Origin of the sequence: Actinosynnema sp. ALI-1.44 (assembly GCF_001984155.1) — a bacterium.
In the GTDB taxonomy this organism is placed as follows: Bacteria; Actinomycetota; Actinomycetes; order Mycobacteriales; family Pseudonocardiaceae; genus Kibdelosporangium.
Genome location: NZ_MTQO01000052.1, coordinates 374,329 through 392,379, shown reverse-complemented (window position 1 = coordinate 392,379; position 18,051 = coordinate 374,329). Strand labels below are relative to the sequence as shown.

Annotated in this window: 18 protein-coding genes; 16 read left to right on the top strand and 2 right to left on the bottom strand. The window is 68.9% G+C overall.

The genetic code is table 11. The features are described 5' to 3' along the window. Positions 1-2: 2 nt before the first annotated feature. The gene (locus ALI144C_RS39710) at positions 3-1,478 is read left to right on the top strand and encodes a beta-xylosidase (protein WP_237774538.1); all 1,476 of its coding nucleotides are present in this window, start codon (positions 3-5) and stop codon (positions 1,476-1,478) included. Here ALI144C_RS39710 and ALI144C_RS39705 read toward each other — a convergent pair. Next, the gene (locus ALI144C_RS39705; RefSeq protein ID WP_076992804.1) at positions 1,442-1,858 is read right to left on the bottom strand and encodes a hypothetical protein; all 417 of its coding nucleotides are present in this window, start codon (positions 1,856-1,858) and stop codon (positions 1,442-1,444) included. The two genes, ALI144C_RS39710 and ALI144C_RS39705, sit on opposite strands and share 37 nt — an antisense overlap. Positions 1,859-1,928: 70 nt before the next feature. Here ALI144C_RS39705 and ALI144C_RS39700 point away from each other — a divergent pair, with 70 nt between their 5' ends. The 3 genes from ALI144C_RS39700 to nusB are packed head-to-tail and all read left to right on the top strand — an operon-like array spanning position 1,929 to position 4,084. After that, positions 1,929-3,038 (top strand): aminopeptidase P family protein, encoded by a 1,110-nt coding sequence (locus tag ALI144C_RS39700; RefSeq protein ID WP_076992371.1) that lies wholly within the window; start codon positions 1,929-1,931, stop codon positions 3,036-3,038. A gap of 58 nt (positions 3,039-3,096) precedes the next feature. Continuing rightward, a complete protein-coding gene (gene efp, locus ALI144C_RS39695) occupies positions 3,097-3,663 on the top strand; it encodes an elongation factor P (protein ID WP_269086727.1) in 567 nt (188 codons plus the stop codon). A gap of 1 nt (position 3,664) precedes the next feature. After that, positions 3,665-4,084, top strand: a complete 420-nt coding sequence (gene nusB, locus ALI144C_RS39690; protein ID WP_076992370.1) for a transcription antitermination factor NusB — start codon at positions 3,665-3,667, stop codon at positions 4,082-4,084. 495 nt (positions 4,085-4,579) lie between these two features. Here the strand turns inward: nusB and bldD are convergent, their stop codons facing one another. Then, entirely contained in the window at positions 4,580-5,068 is a 489-nt protein-coding gene (gene bldD / locus ALI144C_RS39685; RefSeq protein WP_003096372.1) for a transcriptional regulator BldD, read from the bottom strand. Between the two features lie 262 nt (positions 5,069-5,330). Here bldD and pyrR point away from each other — a divergent pair, with 262 nt between their 5' ends. From pyrR to metK, 12 genes are all read left to right on the top strand, one after another. Beyond that, positions 5,331-5,903, top strand: a complete 573-nt coding sequence (gene pyrR, locus ALI144C_RS39680; RefSeq protein WP_076992369.1) for a bifunctional pyr operon transcriptional regulator/uracil phosphoribosyltransferase PyrR — start codon at positions 5,331-5,333, stop codon at positions 5,901-5,903. Then, a complete protein-coding gene (locus ALI144C_RS39675) occupies positions 5,900-6,832 on the top strand; it encodes an aspartate carbamoyltransferase catalytic subunit (protein ID WP_076992368.1) in 933 nt (310 codons plus the stop codon). Before pyrR ends, ALI144C_RS39675 begins: the two co-directional genes overlap by 4 nt. After that, positions 6,829-8,112: a dihydroorotase gene (locus ALI144C_RS39670; RefSeq protein ID WP_076992367.1), complete on the top strand. Its 1,284-nt coding sequence runs from the start codon at positions 6,829-6,831 to the stop codon at positions 8,110-8,112. Before ALI144C_RS39675 ends, ALI144C_RS39670 begins: the two co-directional genes overlap by 4 nt. Continuing rightward, positions 8,109-8,612: a PH-like domain-containing protein gene (locus ALI144C_RS39665; RefSeq protein ID WP_076992366.1), complete on the top strand. Its 504-nt coding sequence runs from the start codon at positions 8,109-8,111 to the stop codon at positions 8,610-8,612. Before ALI144C_RS39670 ends, ALI144C_RS39665 begins: the two co-directional genes overlap by 4 nt. Continuing rightward, on the top strand, positions 8,609-9,718 hold the full coding sequence (carA, locus tag ALI144C_RS39660) for a glutamine-hydrolyzing carbamoyl-phosphate synthase small subunit (RefSeq protein ID WP_076992365.1): 1,110 nt from the start codon (positions 8,609-8,611) through the stop codon (positions 9,716-9,718). Before ALI144C_RS39665 ends, carA begins: the two co-directional genes overlap by 4 nt. A gap of 3 nt (positions 9,719-9,721) precedes the next feature. Beyond that, positions 9,722-13,048 carry a carbamoyl-phosphate synthase large subunit gene (gene carB, locus ALI144C_RS39655; RefSeq protein ID WP_076992364.1) on the top strand — a complete coding sequence of 1,109 codons (3,327 nt, stop codon included), beginning with the start codon at positions 9,722-9,724 and terminating at the stop codon, positions 13,046-13,048. Continuing rightward, on the top strand, positions 13,045-13,881 hold the full coding sequence (gene pyrF, locus ALI144C_RS39650; RefSeq protein WP_076992363.1) for an orotidine-5'-phosphate decarboxylase: 837 nt from the start codon (positions 13,045-13,047) through the stop codon (positions 13,879-13,881). The genes carB and pyrF overlap by 4 nt, the downstream gene beginning before the upstream one ends. 111 nt (positions 13,882-13,992) lie before the next feature. Next, the gene (mihF, locus tag ALI144C_RS39645; protein ID WP_054293572.1) at positions 13,993-14,310 is read left to right on the top strand and encodes an integration host factor, actinobacterial type; all 318 of its coding nucleotides are present in this window, start codon (positions 13,993-13,995) and stop codon (positions 14,308-14,310) included. Positions 14,311-14,321: 11 nt separating this feature from the next. Then, positions 14,322-14,912 carry a guanylate kinase gene (gmk, locus tag ALI144C_RS39640; protein WP_076992362.1) on the top strand — a complete coding sequence of 197 codons (591 nt, stop codon included), beginning with the start codon at positions 14,322-14,324 and terminating at the stop codon, positions 14,910-14,912. A gap of 18 nt (positions 14,913-14,930) precedes the next feature. Further along, on the top strand, positions 14,931-15,212 hold the full coding sequence (gene rpoZ, locus ALI144C_RS39635; protein ID WP_033390145.1) for a DNA-directed RNA polymerase subunit omega: 282 nt from the start codon (positions 14,931-14,933) through the stop codon (positions 15,210-15,212). 29 nt (positions 15,213-15,241) lie between these two features. Further along, positions 15,242-16,462: a bifunctional phosphopantothenoylcysteine decarboxylase/phosphopantothenate--cysteine ligase CoaBC gene (gene coaBC, locus ALI144C_RS39630; protein WP_076992801.1), complete on the top strand. Its 1,221-nt coding sequence runs from the start codon at positions 15,242-15,244 to the stop codon at positions 16,460-16,462. 51 nt (positions 16,463-16,513) lie between these two features. Continuing rightward, positions 16,514-17,719 carry a methionine adenosyltransferase gene (gene metK, locus ALI144C_RS39625; protein ID WP_076992361.1) on the top strand — a complete coding sequence of 402 codons (1,206 nt, stop codon included), beginning with the start codon at positions 16,514-16,516 and terminating at the stop codon, positions 17,717-17,719. Positions 17,720-18,051 lie beyond the last annotated feature (332 nt).

Below are 18,051 nucleotides of genomic sequence, written 5' to 3'. Positions count from 1 at the left end.
TCGTGCGTCGTTTGGTGTTGCTGTTGCTGAGTGCGGCGCTGTTGTCGTCGTGCACGGACACATCGCCGCAGGCTGACGGTGCAGGAGCCCCGGTCATCGGCGGCGGGTCCGAGGAACCCGCGCCTGCTCCCGCCGGTGCTCCTCCGCCGCAACCGAGGACATTGACCCCGGAAAACCAACGGCTCGACGGCGGTGTTGTCGCGGCATCGGGTGAGAACGCGCAGTACAACTACGCGCCGTCGGTGATGGTCGAAGGCAACCGCACCCGTATGTGGTGGTGCAGTCAACTGGTCAGCAATCCACCGCCAGGCGACGACGTGGTCTACGCCGAGGCAGGCACACCAGCGGGGCCGTTCACGACCGCACGAGCCGTGTTCGGCGGTGCGGGACAAGGGTTCGACGGTCGGCACACGTGTGACCCCTCGGTGATCAAGGTCAACGGAACGTACTACCTGTACTACACCGGCGCGCCGAACGACCACAACTCCGGCAACGCGATCGGCCTCGCCACCAGCGCGGATGGCCTGTCCTGGGCCCGCGCGAACGGCGGCCAGCCGATTGTCGGTTCGTCGTACGAAGTCGCCAGGGGCAACACATATGGTGCGGGACAGCCGTCGGCGCTGTATCTCGACGGCTGGTTCTACCTGATGTTCACCGACACGAACGCGAAAGGCGCGCACGACAACGGCGCGGGCCAGTTCGTGCTGCGTGCCAAGGACCCGGCGTTCGCCACCGGTGTGGAGGCACTGGGTGTGCACGGCTTCGAACCCGGTACCGGCCGGGACAGATCCGTGGCGGACGCGTTCAGCGCCGACTGGATGTGGATCGACGCGCTCGACGCGTTCGCCATCGCCCATGAAACCGGGGGCGGCACCACGATCACCTTCTGGAACAGGGAGTTCACCGCGCACCCGTACCAGCCGGTGCTGATCGCGGGGCCGTGGGAGGAAGGACCTGGCCTGGCCAGGCGGCCCGACGGGCACGCGCCGATCTCCGCGGCCGACCCGTGCGGCCGGATCCCGGTCGACGTCGTCCGGGCCACCCGCGACAAGGCCGAACCGACCGACCTGCGCCGGTTCGGGCTGGACCTGCGGACCGTCGACGGGTGCGCGACCAAGCAGTCGGCGTTCGTCACGTTGGAGGGCTTCGCGATGCCGTCGCCGCAGCGCACGCTCGACATGGTGCTGGGCGGGCAGGTCTTCCGCGTCGACCGCCGTTCGGTCGCGGAAGCCATGGGCGCCATCGTGATCGGGCAACGGACCACGACGCTGGACGGCGTGCCGGTGACCGCGCACGTCAAAGCGGGTGCTGAGGTGCTACGCGCCGAAGGCAGGGGAGCGGGGCTGTTGCTGGACGGCAACCGCGTCTACCCGGTCACGCCCGGCGTGATCGGGGCGAACTCGTCGAAGATCACCGACATCACCTCGTCGGCGTGGGACGGCTACTCCGTCGGGCCTGCGTTGGCCTTCGCGCGCTGAGTCAGCCGCCCGCCGACCAGCAGCCCCAGACCCGCGGGCACGAGGATCACCAACGCGCCGAACGCCGCGTCCCCGGTCAGCGCACTGCCGAGCGAGCTCATGCCGGTCTCGTCGACGAGGATCGCCTTGCCGACCACACGCAGCACCCCGCTGGCGAAACCGGCGACGACCGCCGCGAGCACCCAGATCCGCGCCCGGTCGTCGAGTCTGTGCCATCCGTCGAGCGCGCCCCACAGGGCGGCGAGACCGGCCACGACACCGAGCACGACCGAGCGGATCACACCGAGCGAGCTGACGTGCACGGCGACAGCCGCGAGCCCGACATCCGCGCCTGCCAGCACGAACGCGAGCACGCCACCTCGGATCAGCCAGAACCGCACCACAAGACCCTATAACGAGCGTGCGCCGGAACGGTGATTCACCGACATCCGCCAACGTTAAGGTTGTCCCATGTCTGAGCTCTACGCCCGCCGCCGCGAAGCCCTGCGTACCCAGCTCCGGGAGCGGGGGCTGGACGCCCTGCTCGTCGTCGACCTGCTGAACATCCGCTACCTCACCGGGTTCACCGGATCGAACGCAGCGCTCGCGGTGAACGCGACCGACAGCCCCGGTGACGAGAAGAACACCGTCTTCTGCACCGACGGCCGCTACCTGACCCAGGCCGAGAAGCAGGTACCCGACCTGGAACGGCTCATCGACCGGCCGAGCGCGACCGCGCTGGTCGACAAGATGGCCACGCAGAAGAGCAAGCACCGCAGGACCGGGTACGAGAGCCACCACGTGTCCGTCGAGCAGCTGGACGGTCTGGCCGACGCGGCCGGGGGGATCGAGCTGATCCGTGCGCCGGGGATGATCGAGAAGCTGCGGATCGTCAAGGACGACACCGAGGTCGAGGCGTTGCGGATGGCGTGCGCCGCCGCGGACCGGGCACTGGCCGAGCTGGTGGAGAACGGCGGCCTGCGCCCGGGGCGCTCCGAGCGCGAGGTGGCGCGGGAGCTGGAGGACCGGATGCTGGCCAACGGTGCCGAGAAGCCGTCGTTCGAGACGATCGTCGCCACGGGCGCGAACTCCGCGATCCCGCACCACCGGCCCACCGACGCGGTCCTCAAGCCCGGCGACTTCGTGAAGATGGACTTCGGCGCGCTGGTCGACGGCTACCACTCGGACATGACGCGCACGGTCGTGCTCGGCGAACCCGAGGACTGGCAGAAGGAGATCTATGAGCTCGTCGCGGAGTCGCAGGCGGCGGGCCGCGCGGCGCTGAAGCCCGGCGCGGACGTGAAGGACATCGACGCGGCCTCCCGTGACGTGATCGACCGCGCCGGGCGCGGCGCCGAGTTCCTGCACGGTCTCGGACACGGCGTTGGCCTGCAGATTCACGAGGCCCCGAGCCTGGCAAGGACCGGTGAAGGTACACTTTCGGCCGGCATGGCGGTCACCGTGGAGCCTGGCGTGTACCTCGCAGGCAAGGGCGGTGTCCGAATCGAGGACACGCTTGTCGTGCGGGAGGCCGGTCCCGAACTCCTCACCTTGACCACCAAGCAACTCATGGTCGTGTGAACGCAAGCACGCCCTTGGCCAAGAATTGAACACTGCTGAAAACAGGAGAGTCGAACCCGTGGCCACCACCACCAACGACCTGAAGAACGGAATGGTTCTCAACCTCGAGAACCAGCTGTGGACGGTCGTGTCGTTCCAGCACGTCAAGCCCGGCAAGGGCCCGGCGTTCGTCCGGACAACGCTCAAGCACGTGCTGTCCGGCAAGGTCGTCGACAAGACGTTCAACGCGGGCACCAAGGTGGAGACCGCGACCGTCGACCGCCGTTCGATGACGTACCTCTACGCCGACGGCACCGACTTCGTGTTCATGGACGGCGAGACCTACGAGCAGATCCACGTGAGCAAGGAGGTCGTGGCCGACGGCGCGAACTACCTGCTGGAGAACACCGAGGTCACCGTGGCCCAGCACGAGGGCGTGCCGCTCTACGTCGAGCTGCCGACCTCGCTCGAGCTGGTCATCCAGCACACCGACCCCGGCTTGCAGGGCGACCGCTCGACGGGGGGGACCAAGCCCGCGACGCTGGAGACCGGTGCGGAGATCCAGGTTCCGCTCTTCCTCTCGACCGGCGAGAAGGTCAAGGTCGACACCAGGGACGGCCGCTACCTCGGCCGAGTCTCCAGCTGAGATGGGCGCACGGAGCAAAGCCCGCAAACGCGCCGTCGACCTCCTCTTCGAAGCGCAGCTCAGGAAAGTCGACCCGGTCAGCCTGCTGGCCGACCGGGTCGGCTCACCCGACGTGCCACCGGTGAACGACTACACCGTCACGCTGGTCGAGGGCGTGCAGTCGCAGATGACCCGCATCGACGAACTGCTCGCCGAGCACTCCGAGGGCTGGACGCTGGACCGGATGCCCGCGGTCGACCTCGCGGTGCTGCGCCTCGGCCTGTACGAGCTGCTGTGGGCGTCGGACGTGCCGGACGCGGTGGCCATCGACGAGGCGGTCCAGCTCGCCAAGATGCTGTCGACCGACGACTCACCCCGGTTCGTCAACGGCCTGCTCGGCCGGATCGCCACGATCGCGGACAGACTGCGCGCGACTCTCTGAACGAGGGAGGCAGCGCGGTATCCTCGCCACGGCAGCCGATCATCGACAAACACCGCGAGCTGACCGCTCTGACCGGCGCCGACGCACCGACTACCGACCGGGCCTGGCTGTACGGCGCCGTGGAATTCGAAGCCTGGCTCACCCGCCTCGCCGGATGAAACCGCGAGTCCGAAGCCAGCCCGAAACAGCCGCGCGCAAGCGCAGAGTGGTGCTTCGACGGGCAGGGGACGCCCGCGCCCTGAAACCCCGGGGCATAAAAGCATGCGCGGGTAGCAACACGACGCGAAGACCTCCTGCCCAGAGGTCTGCCACCCGGCGAGGGGCTGTCTTTCCGCCCGAAGATCGAAACCCGGAAGGCCAGCGGCGTTGCCGACCGACGTCCAGGCGAGAGATCAGGCCGCGCAGGGGCGACCCACGACACCGAAGTACTCAGCGCCGACCGGCTGCGCGTCACCCTTCTGCCCTATGGGTCCCCCAACGCGCAGCCGGTGTTCCTCAGTCCTCTTTGGACGGCCTTGCTTCCGGCGGGAGCACGCCCCAGTCGATGAGCTGCTCGGTCAGCTCGCCGGGGGTCATGTCGTAGATGATGGCGAGTGACCGCAGGTCCTCGGTCCGGATGGACAGAACCTTGCCGTTGTAGTCTCCTCGCTGACTCTGGATGGTGGCCGCGTAGCGTGCCAGCGGGCCGACTTTCTCGGCCGGAAGCTGCTGCAGTCGCTCCAGGTTGATCACAATCTTCGTGGCGGGCTCGGCACCGGAGGGGACCCTTCCCTCAGGCAGGAGCTCGACCACCGGTACCCCGTAGAAGTCAGCCAGCTCGGCCAGCTTCTGCACGGTCACTGCACGGTCGCCGCGTTCGTACGAGCCGACGACGACTGCCTTCCAGCGTCCGCCGGACTTCTGCTCGACGCCGTGCAACGACAGGCCTTGCTGCTGGCGGATGCCACGGAGCTTGGCCCCTAGCGCCTTGGCGTAATCGCCCATGTGGCGGTTCTCCATTTCCTTCGCCCGACGGCCGGGAAGGCGAGCCGTCGGGTCTCTGCTGAGATCGATACGCAGAGTAATGGTTACTTGCCGTGGCCACCAGGTCAAGCACCTCGCTCAGTTGCAGTATCGAGATGGGCGCCAATACCACCCGGACGGTGTACCCATGTGCCCTGGTAACGTGCCTGATGACCCTGGTAACAAGGGTCCTTGACATCCTTTAACGACCCGTCCGGAGAGGCGGGGAAGGAGGTCCACGCCAGTGCCACGCACCCGTGGCGCGGCGGATCCCGGCGAGCGGCGCGAGCTGCTTTCGGCCGGGGACGTCGCGCGCACTGTCGCCCGAATGGCCCATCAGGTCATCGAGAAGACGACTCTCGGTGGTACCGACGCTGCTCCAGTCGTGCTGATCGGCATACCGACCAGGGGCGCACCTCTGGCCAAGCGATTGGCCGCGCGGATCGCGGAGTTCAGCGGAGCCGACGTCCCCACGGGCGTGCTCGACGTCACGCTTTACCGCGACGACCTGCGCCGCCACCCCAACCGCCCGCTCGAACCGACGAGCCTGCCCGACGGCGGCATCGAGGACAAACTGGTCATCCTGGTCGACGACGTGCTCTATTCGGGTCGAACCGTCCGTGCTGCCTTGGATGCGCTGCGTGACCATGGCAGGCCACGGGCGGTACAACTGGCGGTCCTTGTCGACCGCGGCCACCGCGAACTGCCCATCCGAGCCGACTACGTGGGCAAGAACGTGCCCACCGCGCGGTCGGAGGGCATCGAGGTGCTGCTCGAGGAACTGGACGGCCGCGACGCCGTGGAGCTTGTGGGATGAAACACCTTCTCAGCTGCGACGGCCTGAGCCGTGACGCGGCGACTGCCGTTCTGGACACAGCGGACTCGCTCAAGCAGACGTTGCTGGGCCGCGAGGTACGCAAACTGCCGACCCTGCGGGGCCGCACGGTCATCACGATGTTCTACGAGAACTCGACCCGCACCCGTGTCTCGTTCGAGATCGCGGGCAAGTGGATGAGCGCGGACGTCGTGAACGTGTCGTCGAGCGGGTCGTCGGTCGGCAAAGGCGAGTCGCTGCGTGACACGGCTCTCACGCTGGCCGCCGCGGGCGCGGACTGCGTCATCGTCCGCCACCCGGCCTCCGGTGCGGTGCACAGGCTGGCCGGGTGGCTGTCGCACACGCACACCTCGGTGGTGAACGCGGGCGACGGCACGCACGAACACCCCACGCAGGCGTTGCTCGACGCCGCCACGTTGCGGGAGCGGCTCGGCGGTCTGGACGGCAGGCGGATCGCGATCGTCGGTGACGTGCTGCACAGCCGTGTGGCCAGGTCGAACGTGCATTTGCTCACAACGCTCGGCGCGGAGGTCGTGCTCGTCGCACCGCCGACTCTGCTGCCGACCGGCGTTTCCGGTTGGCCTGTCACGGTCTCGCACGAACTCGACGCCGAACTGTCCGCTGTGGACGCTGTGATGATGCTGCGCGTGCAGGCCGAACGGATGCACGGCGGCTTCTTCCCCTCGGCACGCGAGTACTCCATCGCTTACGGTCTGTCGGAGGCGCGCATGCGCCTGCTCCCCGACCACGCTGTCGTGCTGCATCCCGGACCGATGCTGCGCGGCATGGAGATCGCGTCCGTCGTCGCGGACTCGCCACGCGCCGCGATCACCGACCAAGTACGAAACGGAGTCCACGTCCGCATGGCCGTGCTGTACCACCTGCTCGCCGGAGAAGAGGAAGTCGCATGACGCTGCTCAAGGGCGCCGTGCCGTACGGCGAGGGTGATCCGGTCGACATCCTGATCGAGGACGGCTTCGTCTCCGAGATCGGAACGCCGGAATCCGATGGCGGCGAGGTCATCGACGCCCACGGCCTCATCGCATTGCCCGGTTTCGTCGACCTGCACACGCACCTGCGCGAGCCTGGTCGTGAGGACACCGAGACCATCGAGACGGGGTCGGCGGCGGCCGCGCTCGGCGGCTACACGGCGGTGTTCGCCATGGCCAACACGGACCCGGTCGCCGACAACCCGGTGATCGTCGAACACGTGTGGCGGCGCGGACGTGAGGTCGGCCTGGTCGATGTCCACCCGATCGGTGCGGTGACGGTCGGCCTGAAGGGCGAGCGCCTGGCCGAGCTCGGCGCGATGGCACGCAGCGACGCGAACGTGCGGATCTTCTCCGACGACGGCCTGTGCGTCGCGGACCCGTTGATCATGCGACGCGCGCTGGAGTACAGCCGGGGCCTGGACGTGCTCATCGCGCAGCACGCGGAGGAGCCTCGCCTGACCGTCGGCGCGCAGGCGCACGAAGGCGAGACGGCCGCGCGCCTCGGTCTCGCGGGGTGGCCCGCGGCGGCCGAGGAGTCGATCGTCGCCCGTGACTGCCTGCTCGCCGGGCACGTCGGCGCCCGGCTGCACGTCTGCCACGTGTCCACCGCCGGAACCGCGGACGTGCTGCGCTGGGCGAAGGCACGCGGGACGCAGGTGTCCGCCGAGGTGACCCCGCACCACCTGTTGCTGGACGACGACCGGCTCAACACCTACGACCCGGTCAACAAGGTCAACCCGCCGCTGCGCACGTCGTCGGACGCCAAGGCGCTGAGGGAAGCGCTGGCCGAGGGCGTGATCGACTGCGTCGCCACGGACCACGCACCGCACGCCCCGCAGGACAAGGACTGTGAGTGGTCCGCGGCGCGGCCCGGCATGCTCGGCCTGCAGACGGCGCTGTCCGTGGTGGTCCGGACGATGGTCCAGCCCGGGCTGCTCGACTGGCGCGGCGTGGCCAGGGTGATGAGCGAGCGGCCCGCGGAGATCGCCGGACTGCCCGACCACGGCCGTCCGATCGCGGCGGGCGAACCGGCGAACCTCGTCCTGGTCGACCCGAAGGCGACGTGGACAGTGAATGGCGCGCGGTTGGCCAGTCTCGCGGGCAACACCCCGTACGAGGGGATGGAGCTCCCCGGCGTCGTCAAGGCGACGATGCTGCGCGGCAAGCTCACCGCGCGGGACGGGCAGGCCGTCCGATGAGGATCTGGCTGACGCTCGCGGTCGTGGCGTTCTTCCTGCTGTGCGTGCTGGCCATGTGGTGGGGCTACCGCAACCGCGCGCGCAGGCAGCGCCCTGTGCTGCCCGAGTTCCCGGCGCCGCCGGAAAACCTCACCGACGAGCTGCTCGAACCCGTGACCGGCGTGTACATCAGCACGACGACCGCGAAGAGCTGGCAGGACCGGGTGGCGGTCGGGGACGTCGGGTTCCGCGCTGCCGCGACCGTGCGGCTGACCGGCGACGGCGTGCTGTTCGACCGGGAAGGCGCCGACCGGGTGTGGATTCCGGCGGAGTCCGTGGTCAGCGCAAGGACCGACCGGGCGATCGCCGGGAAGGTGATGAAGCGCGACGGGCTGCTCGTCGTGCGCTGGCGCCTGGGCGAGCACGAGCTCGACACCGGCTTCAGGGGAGATGACAAAGACGTGTACGCGGACTGGGTCGAGGCACTGACTGGCCTGGCCAAAGGAGGGGCGGCGAAATGACACCAGCTGCATTGGTGCTTGAGGACGGCCGGGTCTTCCGGGGAGAGGCGTTCGGCGCGACCGGGTCGACACTCGGCGAGGTCGTGTTCTGCACGGCGATGACCGGCTACCAGGAGACGCTGACCGACCCGTCCTACCACGGCCAGATCGTGGTGGCGACGGCCCCGCAGATCGGCAACACCGGGTGGAACGACGAGGACGACGAGTCGCGCAAGATCCACGTCGCCGGGTACGTCGTCCGCGACCCGGCGCGGATCCCGTCCAACTGGCGGTCGCGCCGTTCGCTGAACGACGAGCTCGTCAGCCAGGGCATCGTCGGGATCGCGGGCGTCGACACCCGCACGGTCACCCGGCACATCCGCGAGCAGGGCGCCATGCGCGCCGCGATCTTCGCGGGTGACGCGCTGACCGACGTGGACACGATGGTCCAGGCGGTCAAGGACAGCCCGAAGATGAAGGGCGCCGACCTGTCCGGCGCGGTCAGCACCAAGGAGACCTACGTCGTGCCCGCGGCGGACGAGCGGCGGTTCCGGGTTGCCGCGCTGGACCTGGGCATCAAGTTCAACACGCCGCGGATGATGGCCGACCGCGGCATCGAGACGCACGTGCTGCCGGTCGGGTCCACGCTGGACGACCTGCTGGCGGTCGAGCCGGACGGCGTCTTCCTCGCCAACGGCCCCGGTGACCCGCAGACCCAGGCGCACGCGATCGAGCTGACCCAGCAGGTGCTGGAGCGCCGGATCCCGCTGTTCGGCATCTGCTTCGGCAACCAGATCCTCGGCCGGGCGCTGGGCATGGGCACGTACAAGATGCAGTACGGCCACCGCGGCATCAACGTGCCGGTGATCGAGGCGGCCACCGGCCGCGTCGCGATCACCGCGCAGAACCACGGCTTCGCGCTGGAAGGCGAGGCTGGACAGAAACTGGACACGCCCTACGGCGTGGCCGAGGTGAGCCACTACTGCCCGAACGACGGCACCGTCGAGGGCCTGCGCTGTGTGGACGTGCCCGCGTTCAGCGTCCAGTACCACCCCGAGGCGGCGGCGGGTCCGCACGACGCCGCGCCCCTGTTCGACCAGTTCGTGACGTTGATGGATGAGGCCTGAGCGATGCCGAAACGGACAGACATCAAGCACGTGCTCGTGATCGGCTCCGGCCCGATCGTGATCGGGCAGGCGTGCGAGTTCGACTACTCGGGTACCCAGGCCTGCCGCGTGCTGCGGGCGGAAGGCCTGCGGGTCAGCCTGGTCAACTCGAACCCGGCCACGATCATGACCGACCCGGAGTTCGCCGACGCGACCTACATCGAGCCGATCACGGCCGAGTTCGTCGAGAAGGTCATCGCGGCCGAGCGCCCCGACGCGATCCTGGCCACCCTCGGTGGCCAGACGGCGCTGAACACGGCTGTCGCGCTGCACGAGCGCGGCGTGCTGGAGAAGTACGACGTCGAGCTGATCGGCGCCGACATCGACGCGATCCAGCGCGGTGAGGACCGGCAGAAGTTCAAGGACATCGTCGCCCAGATCGGCGGCGAGACCCCGCGCTCGCGCGTCTGCCACTCGATGGACGAGGTCCGCGAGACCGTCGCCGAGCTCGGCCTGCCGGTGGTCATCCGGCCGTCGTTCACCATGGGCGGTCTCGGCTCCGGCATGGCGCACACACAGGAGGAGCTGGAGCGGCTGGCGTCGTTCGGGCTGGCCGAGTCGCCGGTGACCGAGGTGCTCATCGAGGAGAGCGTGCTCGGCTGGAAGGAGTACGAGCTCGAGCTGATGCGCGACCGGCACGACAACGTGGTGGTCGTCTGCTCGATCGAGAACATCGACCCGATGGGCGTGCACACCGGCGACTCGGTGACTGTCGCGCCCGCGATGACGCTGACCGACCGCGAGTACCAGCACATGCGGGACGTGGGCATCGACGTGCTGCGCGCGGTCGGCGTGGACACCGGTGGCTGCAACATCCAGTTCGCCGTCGACCCGCGGACCGGCCGCATGGTCGTGATCGAGATGAATCCGCGCGTGTCGCGGTCCTCGGCACTCGCGTCCAAGGCCACCGGTTTCCCGATCGCCAAGATCGCCGCGAAGCTCGCGATCGGCTACACGCTCGACGAGATCCCCAACGACATCACCGGCGAGACCCCGGCGAGCTTCGAGCCGACGCTGGACTACGTCGTGGTCAAGGTGCCGCGGTTCGCGTTCGAGAAGTTCCCCGGCGCGGACAAGACGCTGACCACCACCATGAAGTCGGTCGGCGAGGCGATGTCGCTCGGCCGCAACTTCACCGAGGCGCTCGGCAAGGCGTTGCGCTCCATGGAGACCAAGGCCGCGGGCTTCTGGACGACTCCCGACCCGGCCGACGCCACGCTCGAGTCCACATTGGAGCAGTTGCGGGCCGGGCACGACGGCAGGCTGTACACGGTCGAGCGCGCGCTGCGGCTCGGCGCGTCGGTCGAGCAGGTGCACGAGGCGTCCGGCATCGACCCGTGGTTCGTCGACCAGATCCTGTCGCTGATCGAACTGCGCGCCGAGATCACCGACGCCGCGGTGCTCGACGAACCGTTGTTGCGCAGGGCGAAACGCGCCGGGCTGTCCGACCGGCAGGTCGCCGCGCTGCGCCCGGAACTGGCGGGGGAGGACGGCGTCCGCGCGCTGCGCCACCGCCTGGGCATCCGGCCGGTGTTCAAGACCGTCGACACCTGCGCGGCCGAGTTCGCCGCGAAGACCCCGTACCACTACTCGGCCTACGAGTCCGACCCGTCGGCGGAGACCGAAGTGGCGCCGCAGCGGGAGAAGCCCAAGGTGCTGATCCTCGGCTCCGGGCCCAACCGCATCGGCCAGGGCATCGAGTTCGACTACTCGTGCGTGCACGCGGCGATGGCGTTGCGCGCCGACGAGTACGAGACCGTGATGGTCAACTGCAACCCGGAAACCGTGTCCACCGACTACGACACGTCCGACCGGCTCTACTTCGAGCCACTGACCTTCGAGGACGTCCTCGAGGTCGTGCACTCCGAGCGGGAGTCCGGCACGGTCGCCGGGGTGATCGTGCAGCTCGGCGGCCAGACGCCGCTCGGCCTGGCCCAGCGGCTGGCCGACGCGGGCGTCCCGGTGGTCGGGACGCCGCCCGCGGCGATCAACCTGGCCGAGGACCGCGGCGCGTTCGGCGAGGTGCTCACCGCCGCGGGACTGCCCGCGCCGCAGTACGGAACGGCCACGTCCTACGAGGGCGCCAAGCGGATCGCGGACAGGATCGGTTACCCGGTGCTGGTGCGACCGTCCTATGTGCTCGGCGGCCGCGGCATGGAGATCGTGTACGACGACTCCACGCTGGCCGACTACATCGCCAGGGCCACCGAGGTCTCGCCGGAGCACCCCGTGCTGGTCGACCGGTTCCTCGACGACGCCATCGAGATCGACGTCGACGCGCTGTGCGACGGCGACGAGGTGTTCATCGGCGGCGTCATGGAGCACATCGAGGAAGCCGGTATCCACTCCGGCGACTCCTCGTGCGCCCTGCCGCCGATCACCTTGGGCCGGACGGACTTGGAGAACGTCCGCCGGTCGACCGAGCTGATCGCCAAGGGCGTCGGCGTGCGCGGCCTGCTGAACGTGCAGTACGCGCTCAAGGACGACCAGCTCTACGTGCTGGAGGCCAACCCGCGCGCGTCGCGGACGGTTCCGTTCGTGTCCAAGGCGACCGCGGTCCCGCTGGCCAAGGCCGCCGCGCGGATCATGCTCGGCGCGACCATCAAGGAGTTGCGCGACGAGGGCATGCTGCCGCCGTCCGGTGACGGCGGCGAACTGCCGTCGGACGCGGCGGTCGCGGTGAAGGAGGCCGTGCTGCCGTTCCACCGGTTCCGCACACCGGAAGGGCACGGCGTGGACTCGCTGCTGGGCCCGGAGATGAAGTCCACCGGCGAGGTGATGGGCATCGACACCTCGTTCGGCAAGGCGTTCGCCAAGTCGCAGACCGCGTCCTACGGCTCGCTGCCGACCTCGGGCCGCGTGTTCGTGTCGGTCGCCAACCGGGACAAGCGGGCGATGATCTTCCCGGTCAAGCGCCTCGCCGACCTCGGGTTCGAGATCGTCGCCACCCAGGGAACCGCGGAAGTGCTGCGGCGCAACGGCATCCCGTGTGCCGAGGTGCTCAAGCACTTCGAGGCGCCCACCGACTCGGTGCGCAACGCGGTGAGCGTGATCCAGGGCGGCGAGATCGTCATGGTGATCAACACGCCGTACGGCAACAGCGGGCCGCGTGTGGACGGTTACGAGATCCGCACGGCGGCCGTGGCGCGTGACATTCCCTGCGTGACCACGATCCAGGGTGCCGCAGCGGCCGTGCAGGGCATCGAGGCCCTGATCCGGGGTGAGATCAACGTCCGCCCGTTGCAGGCGTTGCAAGAGGCGCTGAAGGCACAGACAAGGGGCGGCGCATGACGGAATCGTTCGGCGCCCGGCTGACCGCGCTGGTGTCGCAGCGCGGTCAGCTCTGCGTCGGCATCGACCCGCACCCGGGCCTGCTGGAGCAGTGGGGCCTGGCCGACACGCCCGACGGTCTCGAACGGTTCGCCATGACCTGCGTCGAGGCCATGGCGGGGGAGATCGCCGTCCTCAAGCCCCAGTCGGCGTTCTTCGAGCGCCACGGGTCCAAGGGGATCGCGGTGCTCGAGCGGGTCATCGCGGAGTCCCAGCAGGCAGGCGCGCTCGTCCTGCTGGACGTCAAACGCGGCGACATCGGCTCGACGATGGCGGCCTACGCCGCGGCGTACCTGACCGACGGGTCCCCGCTCGCGGCTGACGCCGTAACACTGTCGCCCTACCTCGGTTTCGGTTCTCTCGAACCCGCGTTGCAGGCGGCGGAGAAGTCCGGGCGGGGCGTTTTCGTCCTTGCTCTGACCTCGAACCCTGAGGCGCCGGAGGTGCAGCGTGCGCTCAACGGCGCACGCAGCATCGCGCAAACGGTCGTGGACGCTGCCGCCGAACGCAACGCGGGCGTTCGGCCGATCGGGGGAATCGGTCTCGTTGTGGGGGCCACCATCGGGTCGCTCGGCGTGGACCTGGGCACGCTCAACGGACCCCTGCTGGTGCCGGGGTTCGGGGCACAAGGGGGCACGCTGTCCGATATGCGGACACTCTTCGGAAAATCCCTGCGTAGCGTGCTTCCCACGTCGTCGAGGGGGGTACTCCAGGCGGGCCCGGACGTGTTCGCGCTGCGTAGTGAGGCTCTGCGCACCCGTGACGCGATCGTGTCGGCCGCGGGTCACCATTGATGTACCACGCGTGATCTGCGCAGGATCGCAGACCCACGTTGTCCTTGACCCGGGCGTGTCGGTACGGTCGCCAGCACCCGATCCGGAAACACCCACCCCACGGAGGAAATCGTGGCCCTTCCCCAGCTGACCGAGGAGCAGCGGGCCGCAGCGCTGGAGAAGGCGGCTGCCGCTCGTCGGGCCCGGGCTGAGCTCAAAGAGCGCCTGAAGCGAGGCGGCACGACCCTCAAGGACGTGCTCGCCCAGTCCGACAGCGACGAGGTCTTGGGCAAGATGAAGGTAACCGCACTGCTGGAGGCCCTCCCCGGCGTCGGCAAGGTGCGTGCCAACCAAATCATTGAGCGCTTGCAGATCGCCCCAAGCCGCCGTCTCAGGGGTCTCGGCGACCGGCAGCGCAAAGCGCTGCTCGCTGAGTTCAGCGGCGAGTGACTGGCAGTCACTTGAGCACAGGAGAGCCGGGGACGGGTGTGCGCGCCCGGCCCCGGCTCACTGTCGTGTCGGGCCCGTCCGGTGTCGGCAAGTCCACTGTGGTGGCCGAGCTGCGCAGGATGGACCCGACGGTCTTCTTCAGTGTTTCGATGACCACCCGCAAGCAGCGCCCCGGCGAGGTCGACGGCGCCCACTACCACTTCGTCGACCGCGCGCGGTTCGACGAGATGGCCGGGCGTGGCGAGTTGCTCGAATGGGCCGAGTACGCGGGCAACTGCTACGGCACACCCCGTCAGCCGGTGCTCGACGCGCTGGCCGCGGGCAAACCGGCGATCCTCGAGATCGAGCTGCAGGGCGCGCGACAGGTGCGTGTCGCGATGCCCGAAGCTCAGCTGGTGATGCTCGTTCCGCCGTCGTGGGAGACCCTCGTCGGCAGGCTGACCGGCCGGGGGACCGAGGATCCCGAGGTCGTCCGGCATCGGCTGGCCGTGGCCGAGAAGGAACTGGACGCGCAGGGCGAGTTCGACGCGCTGGTGGTGAACACCGACGTGAAGCAGGCCGCGGCCGAGTTGCTAACCTTGATGACTGGTACCGCTGTCTGAAAACCCCTGGAGTTTCACTTGACCACCGAGCTGGGCGCACTGGGCGAGCCGACCACCAACCTGGAAGGCATCACCAACCCGCCGATCGACGACCTGCTTGACAAGGTCAGCTCGAAGTACGCGCTGGTGATCTACGCGGCCAAGCGCGCCCGTCAGATCAACGACTACTACGCGCAGCTCGGCGAGGGCCTGCTCGAGTACGTCGGCCCGCTCGTCGAGCCCGGCCCCCGCGAGAAGCCGCTGTCCATCGCGCTTCGCGAGATCCACTCCGGCCTGCTCGAGCACACCGAAGGCGAGTGACCACCCCGTCTTCCGCCCGTCCCCGGGTGGTGCTCGGGGTCGGCGGCGGCATCGCCGCCTACAAGGCCTGTGAGGTCCTGCGCAGGCTGACCGAGTCCGGTCACGACGTGCAGGTGCTGCCGACCGAGTCGGCGCTGAACTTCGTCGGCAAGGCCACTTTCGAGGCGTTGTCGCACAACCCCGTGTACACGGGCGTCTTCGAGGACGTTCCCGAGGTGGCGCACGTCCGGATCGGCAAGCAGGCCGACCTGGTCGTCGTCGTCCCCGCGACCGCGGACCTGCTGGCCAGGGCCGCGCACGGGAACGCCAACGACATGCTCACCGGCACCCTGCTGACCGCGCGGTGCCCGGTGCTGATGATCCCGGCGATGCACACCGAGATGTGGGACCACCCCGCGACGAAGGACAACGTCGCGCTGTTGCGGTCCCGCGGCATCGTGGTCACCGAACCCGCCAGCGGACGGCTGACCGGCACCGACACCGGCAAAGGCCGCCTGGCCGACCCCACCGAGATCGTCGACCTCGCCCGGCTGCTGCTGGCCCGTGCCGACGCGCTGCCTCGTGACATGGCGGGCAAGCGGGTCGTGGTGTCCGCCGGCGGGACACGAGAGCCCTTGGACCCCGTCCGTTACCTGGGCAATCGATCGTCCGGCAAGCAGGGCTACGCCCTCGCGCGGGTCGCTGCCCAGCGCGGCGCGCAGGTCACGTTGGTCTCCGCGCACACTGTCGCGTTGCCCGAGCCCGCGGGCGTGGACGTCGTCAACGTGGGCACGGCCCTGGAACTGCGGGACGCCATGCACAAGGCCGCCGCCGAGGCCGACATCGTGGTGATGGCCGCCGCGGTCGCCGACTTCCGCCCGGTCAGCCTGGCCACCCACAAGATCAAGAAGACCGACAAGGACCCCGATCCGGTCGCGCTCACCCGCAACCCGGATGTGCTGCGCGAACTCGTCGTGGCCCGGTCGGACGGCAAGTTCGACCCGTACATCGTCGGGTTCGCCGCCGAAACCGGGGACGAGAGCGGCGACGTGCTCACGCACGCGCGTGCGAAGCTCGCCCGCAAGGGCTGTGACCTGCTGGTTGTCAACGCCGTCGGGGACGGCAAGGCCTTCGAGGTCGAGGACAACGCCGGGTGGCTGCTCGCGGCGGACGGCTCCGAAAGGCCTATCGCACTGGGGTCAAAGGCGCAAATGGCGGCCGGTATCTGGGACTTCGTCATGAAGTCGAGCACTTCTCGAACGGTTGGCTGAATCCTTCAGTAGTCTGATCCATGCAGCTCATCCGTGATGAAGTGAGGGGTAATGGCACAAAACAAGGCCAGCCGGCTGTTCACGTCGGAGTCGGTCACGGAGGGGCACCCGGACAAGATCTGTGACGCGATCAGCGACTCGATCCTGGACGCCCTGCTGCGCAAGGACCCACGCAGCCGCGTCGCCGTCGAGACGATGGTGACCACCGGCCAGGTGCACGTCGCCGGTGAGGTGACCACCGAGGCATACGCGGACATCCCGGCGATCGTGCGGGAGAAGATCCTCGAGATCGGCTACGACTCGTCGGCCAAGGGCTTCGACGGCAATTCCTGCGGTGTGAACATTTCGATCGGGTCGCAGTCGCCCGACATCGCGCAGGGTGTGGACACCGCCTACGAATCCCGTGTCGAGTCGGCCGACGACGAGATCGACCGCCAGGGCGCCGGTGACCAGGGCCTGATGTTCGGCTACGCGTGCGACGACACGCCAGAGCTGATGCCCTTGCCGATCGCGCTCGCGCATCGGCTCTCCAAGCGGCTGACCAAGGTCCGCAAGGACGGCGTGCTGCCGTACCTGCGGCCGGACGGCAAGACCCAGGTGACCATCGAGTACGCCGGTGACCAGGCCGTGCGGCTGGACACCGTCGTGGTGTCCTCGCAGCACGCCGAGGGCATCGACCTGGAGCGGCTGCTCGGCGTGGACATCCGCGAGCAGGTCATGGAGCCGGAGTTCGCGGACCTGACCCTGGACACGTCGAACGTGCGCCTGCTGGTGAACCCGACCGGCCGGTTCGTCATCGGCGGTCCGATGGGTGACGCGGGCCTGACCGGCCGCAAGATCATCGTGGACACCTACGGCGGGATGGCGCGGCACGGTGGTGGCGCGTTCTCGGGCAAGGACCCGTCGAAGGTGGACCGCTCCGCGGCGTACGCGATGCGCTGGGTCGCCAAGAACGCGGTGGCGGCGGGGCTGGCCACGCGTGTCGAGGTGCAGGTGGCTTACGCGATCGGCAAGGCGGCCCCGGTGGGTCTGTTCGTGGAGACCTTCGGGACCGAGGTGGTCGACCCGACGAAGATCCAGGAAGCGATTTCCCAGGTCTTCGACCTGCGTCCGGCCGCGATCATCCGTGACCTGGACCTGCTGCGGCCGATCTACGCGCCGACCGCGGCGTACGGCCACTTCGGCCGCCCGGAGCTCGACCTGCCGTGGGAGAGCACCGACCGCGCCGAGGCCCTCAAGCAGGCCGCCGGTCTCTGACGGTTACAGCCACACGAACGGCGCGGGCTTTGCTCGCGCCGTTTTGCTTTGTTGCGCCTTTTTGAAGGAGCTTTCGCCGGTTGAAAGAAGCCCTCGCCGGGGGCTGACCTCTGGGCAGGAGGTTCTTCGCGTCGTGTTTCTCCCGGCGCATGCTTTTCTTGTCCCGGGGTTGTGAGGCGCGGGCGCCTCCTGCCCGTCGACCTGCCCCAGGGAACCACGGTCTATCAAGAGGATCGGTATGGCTGTCGCTGGGGCTCTTTGGGGAGGCCGACCTCTTGACAGCCCGTGGTTGGCTTCGCCCAGGCCGACGGGCAGGAGACACCCCCGAAGCC

Coding starts and splice junctions, on each gene's coding strand:
- carA (WP_076992365.1), top strand. CDS start 8,609: ATGACACCAGCTGCATTGGTGCTTGAGGACGGCCGGGTCTTCCGGGGA.
- ALI144C_RS39700 (WP_076992371.1), top strand. CDS start 1,929: ATGTCTGAGCTCTACGCCCGCCGCCGCGAAGCCCTGCGTACCCAGCTC.
- pyrF (WP_076992363.1), top strand. CDS start 13,045: ATGACGGAATCGTTCGGCGCCCGGCTGACCGCGCTGGTGTCGCAGCGC.
- ALI144C_RS39665 (WP_076992366.1), top strand. CDS start 8,109: ATGAGGATCTGGCTGACGCTCGCGGTCGTGGCGTTCTTCCTGCTGTGC.
- ALI144C_RS39675 (WP_076992368.1), top strand. CDS start 5,900: ATGAAACACCTTCTCAGCTGCGACGGCCTGAGCCGTGACGCGGCGACT.
- ALI144C_RS39670 (WP_076992367.1), top strand. CDS start 6,829: ATGACGCTGCTCAAGGGCGCCGTGCCGTACGGCGAGGGTGATCCGGTC.
- metK (WP_076992361.1), top strand. CDS start 16,514: ATGGCACAAAACAAGGCCAGCCGGCTGTTCACGTCGGAGTCGGTCACG.
- nusB (WP_076992370.1), top strand. CDS start 3,665: ATGGGCGCACGGAGCAAAGCCCGCAAACGCGCCGTCGACCTCCTCTTC.
- carB (WP_076992364.1), top strand. CDS start 9,722: ATGCCGAAACGGACAGACATCAAGCACGTGCTCGTGATCGGCTCCGGC.
- bldD (WP_003096372.1), bottom strand. CDS start 5,068: ATGGGCGATTACGCCAAGGCGCTAGGGGCCAAGCTCCGTGGCATCCGC.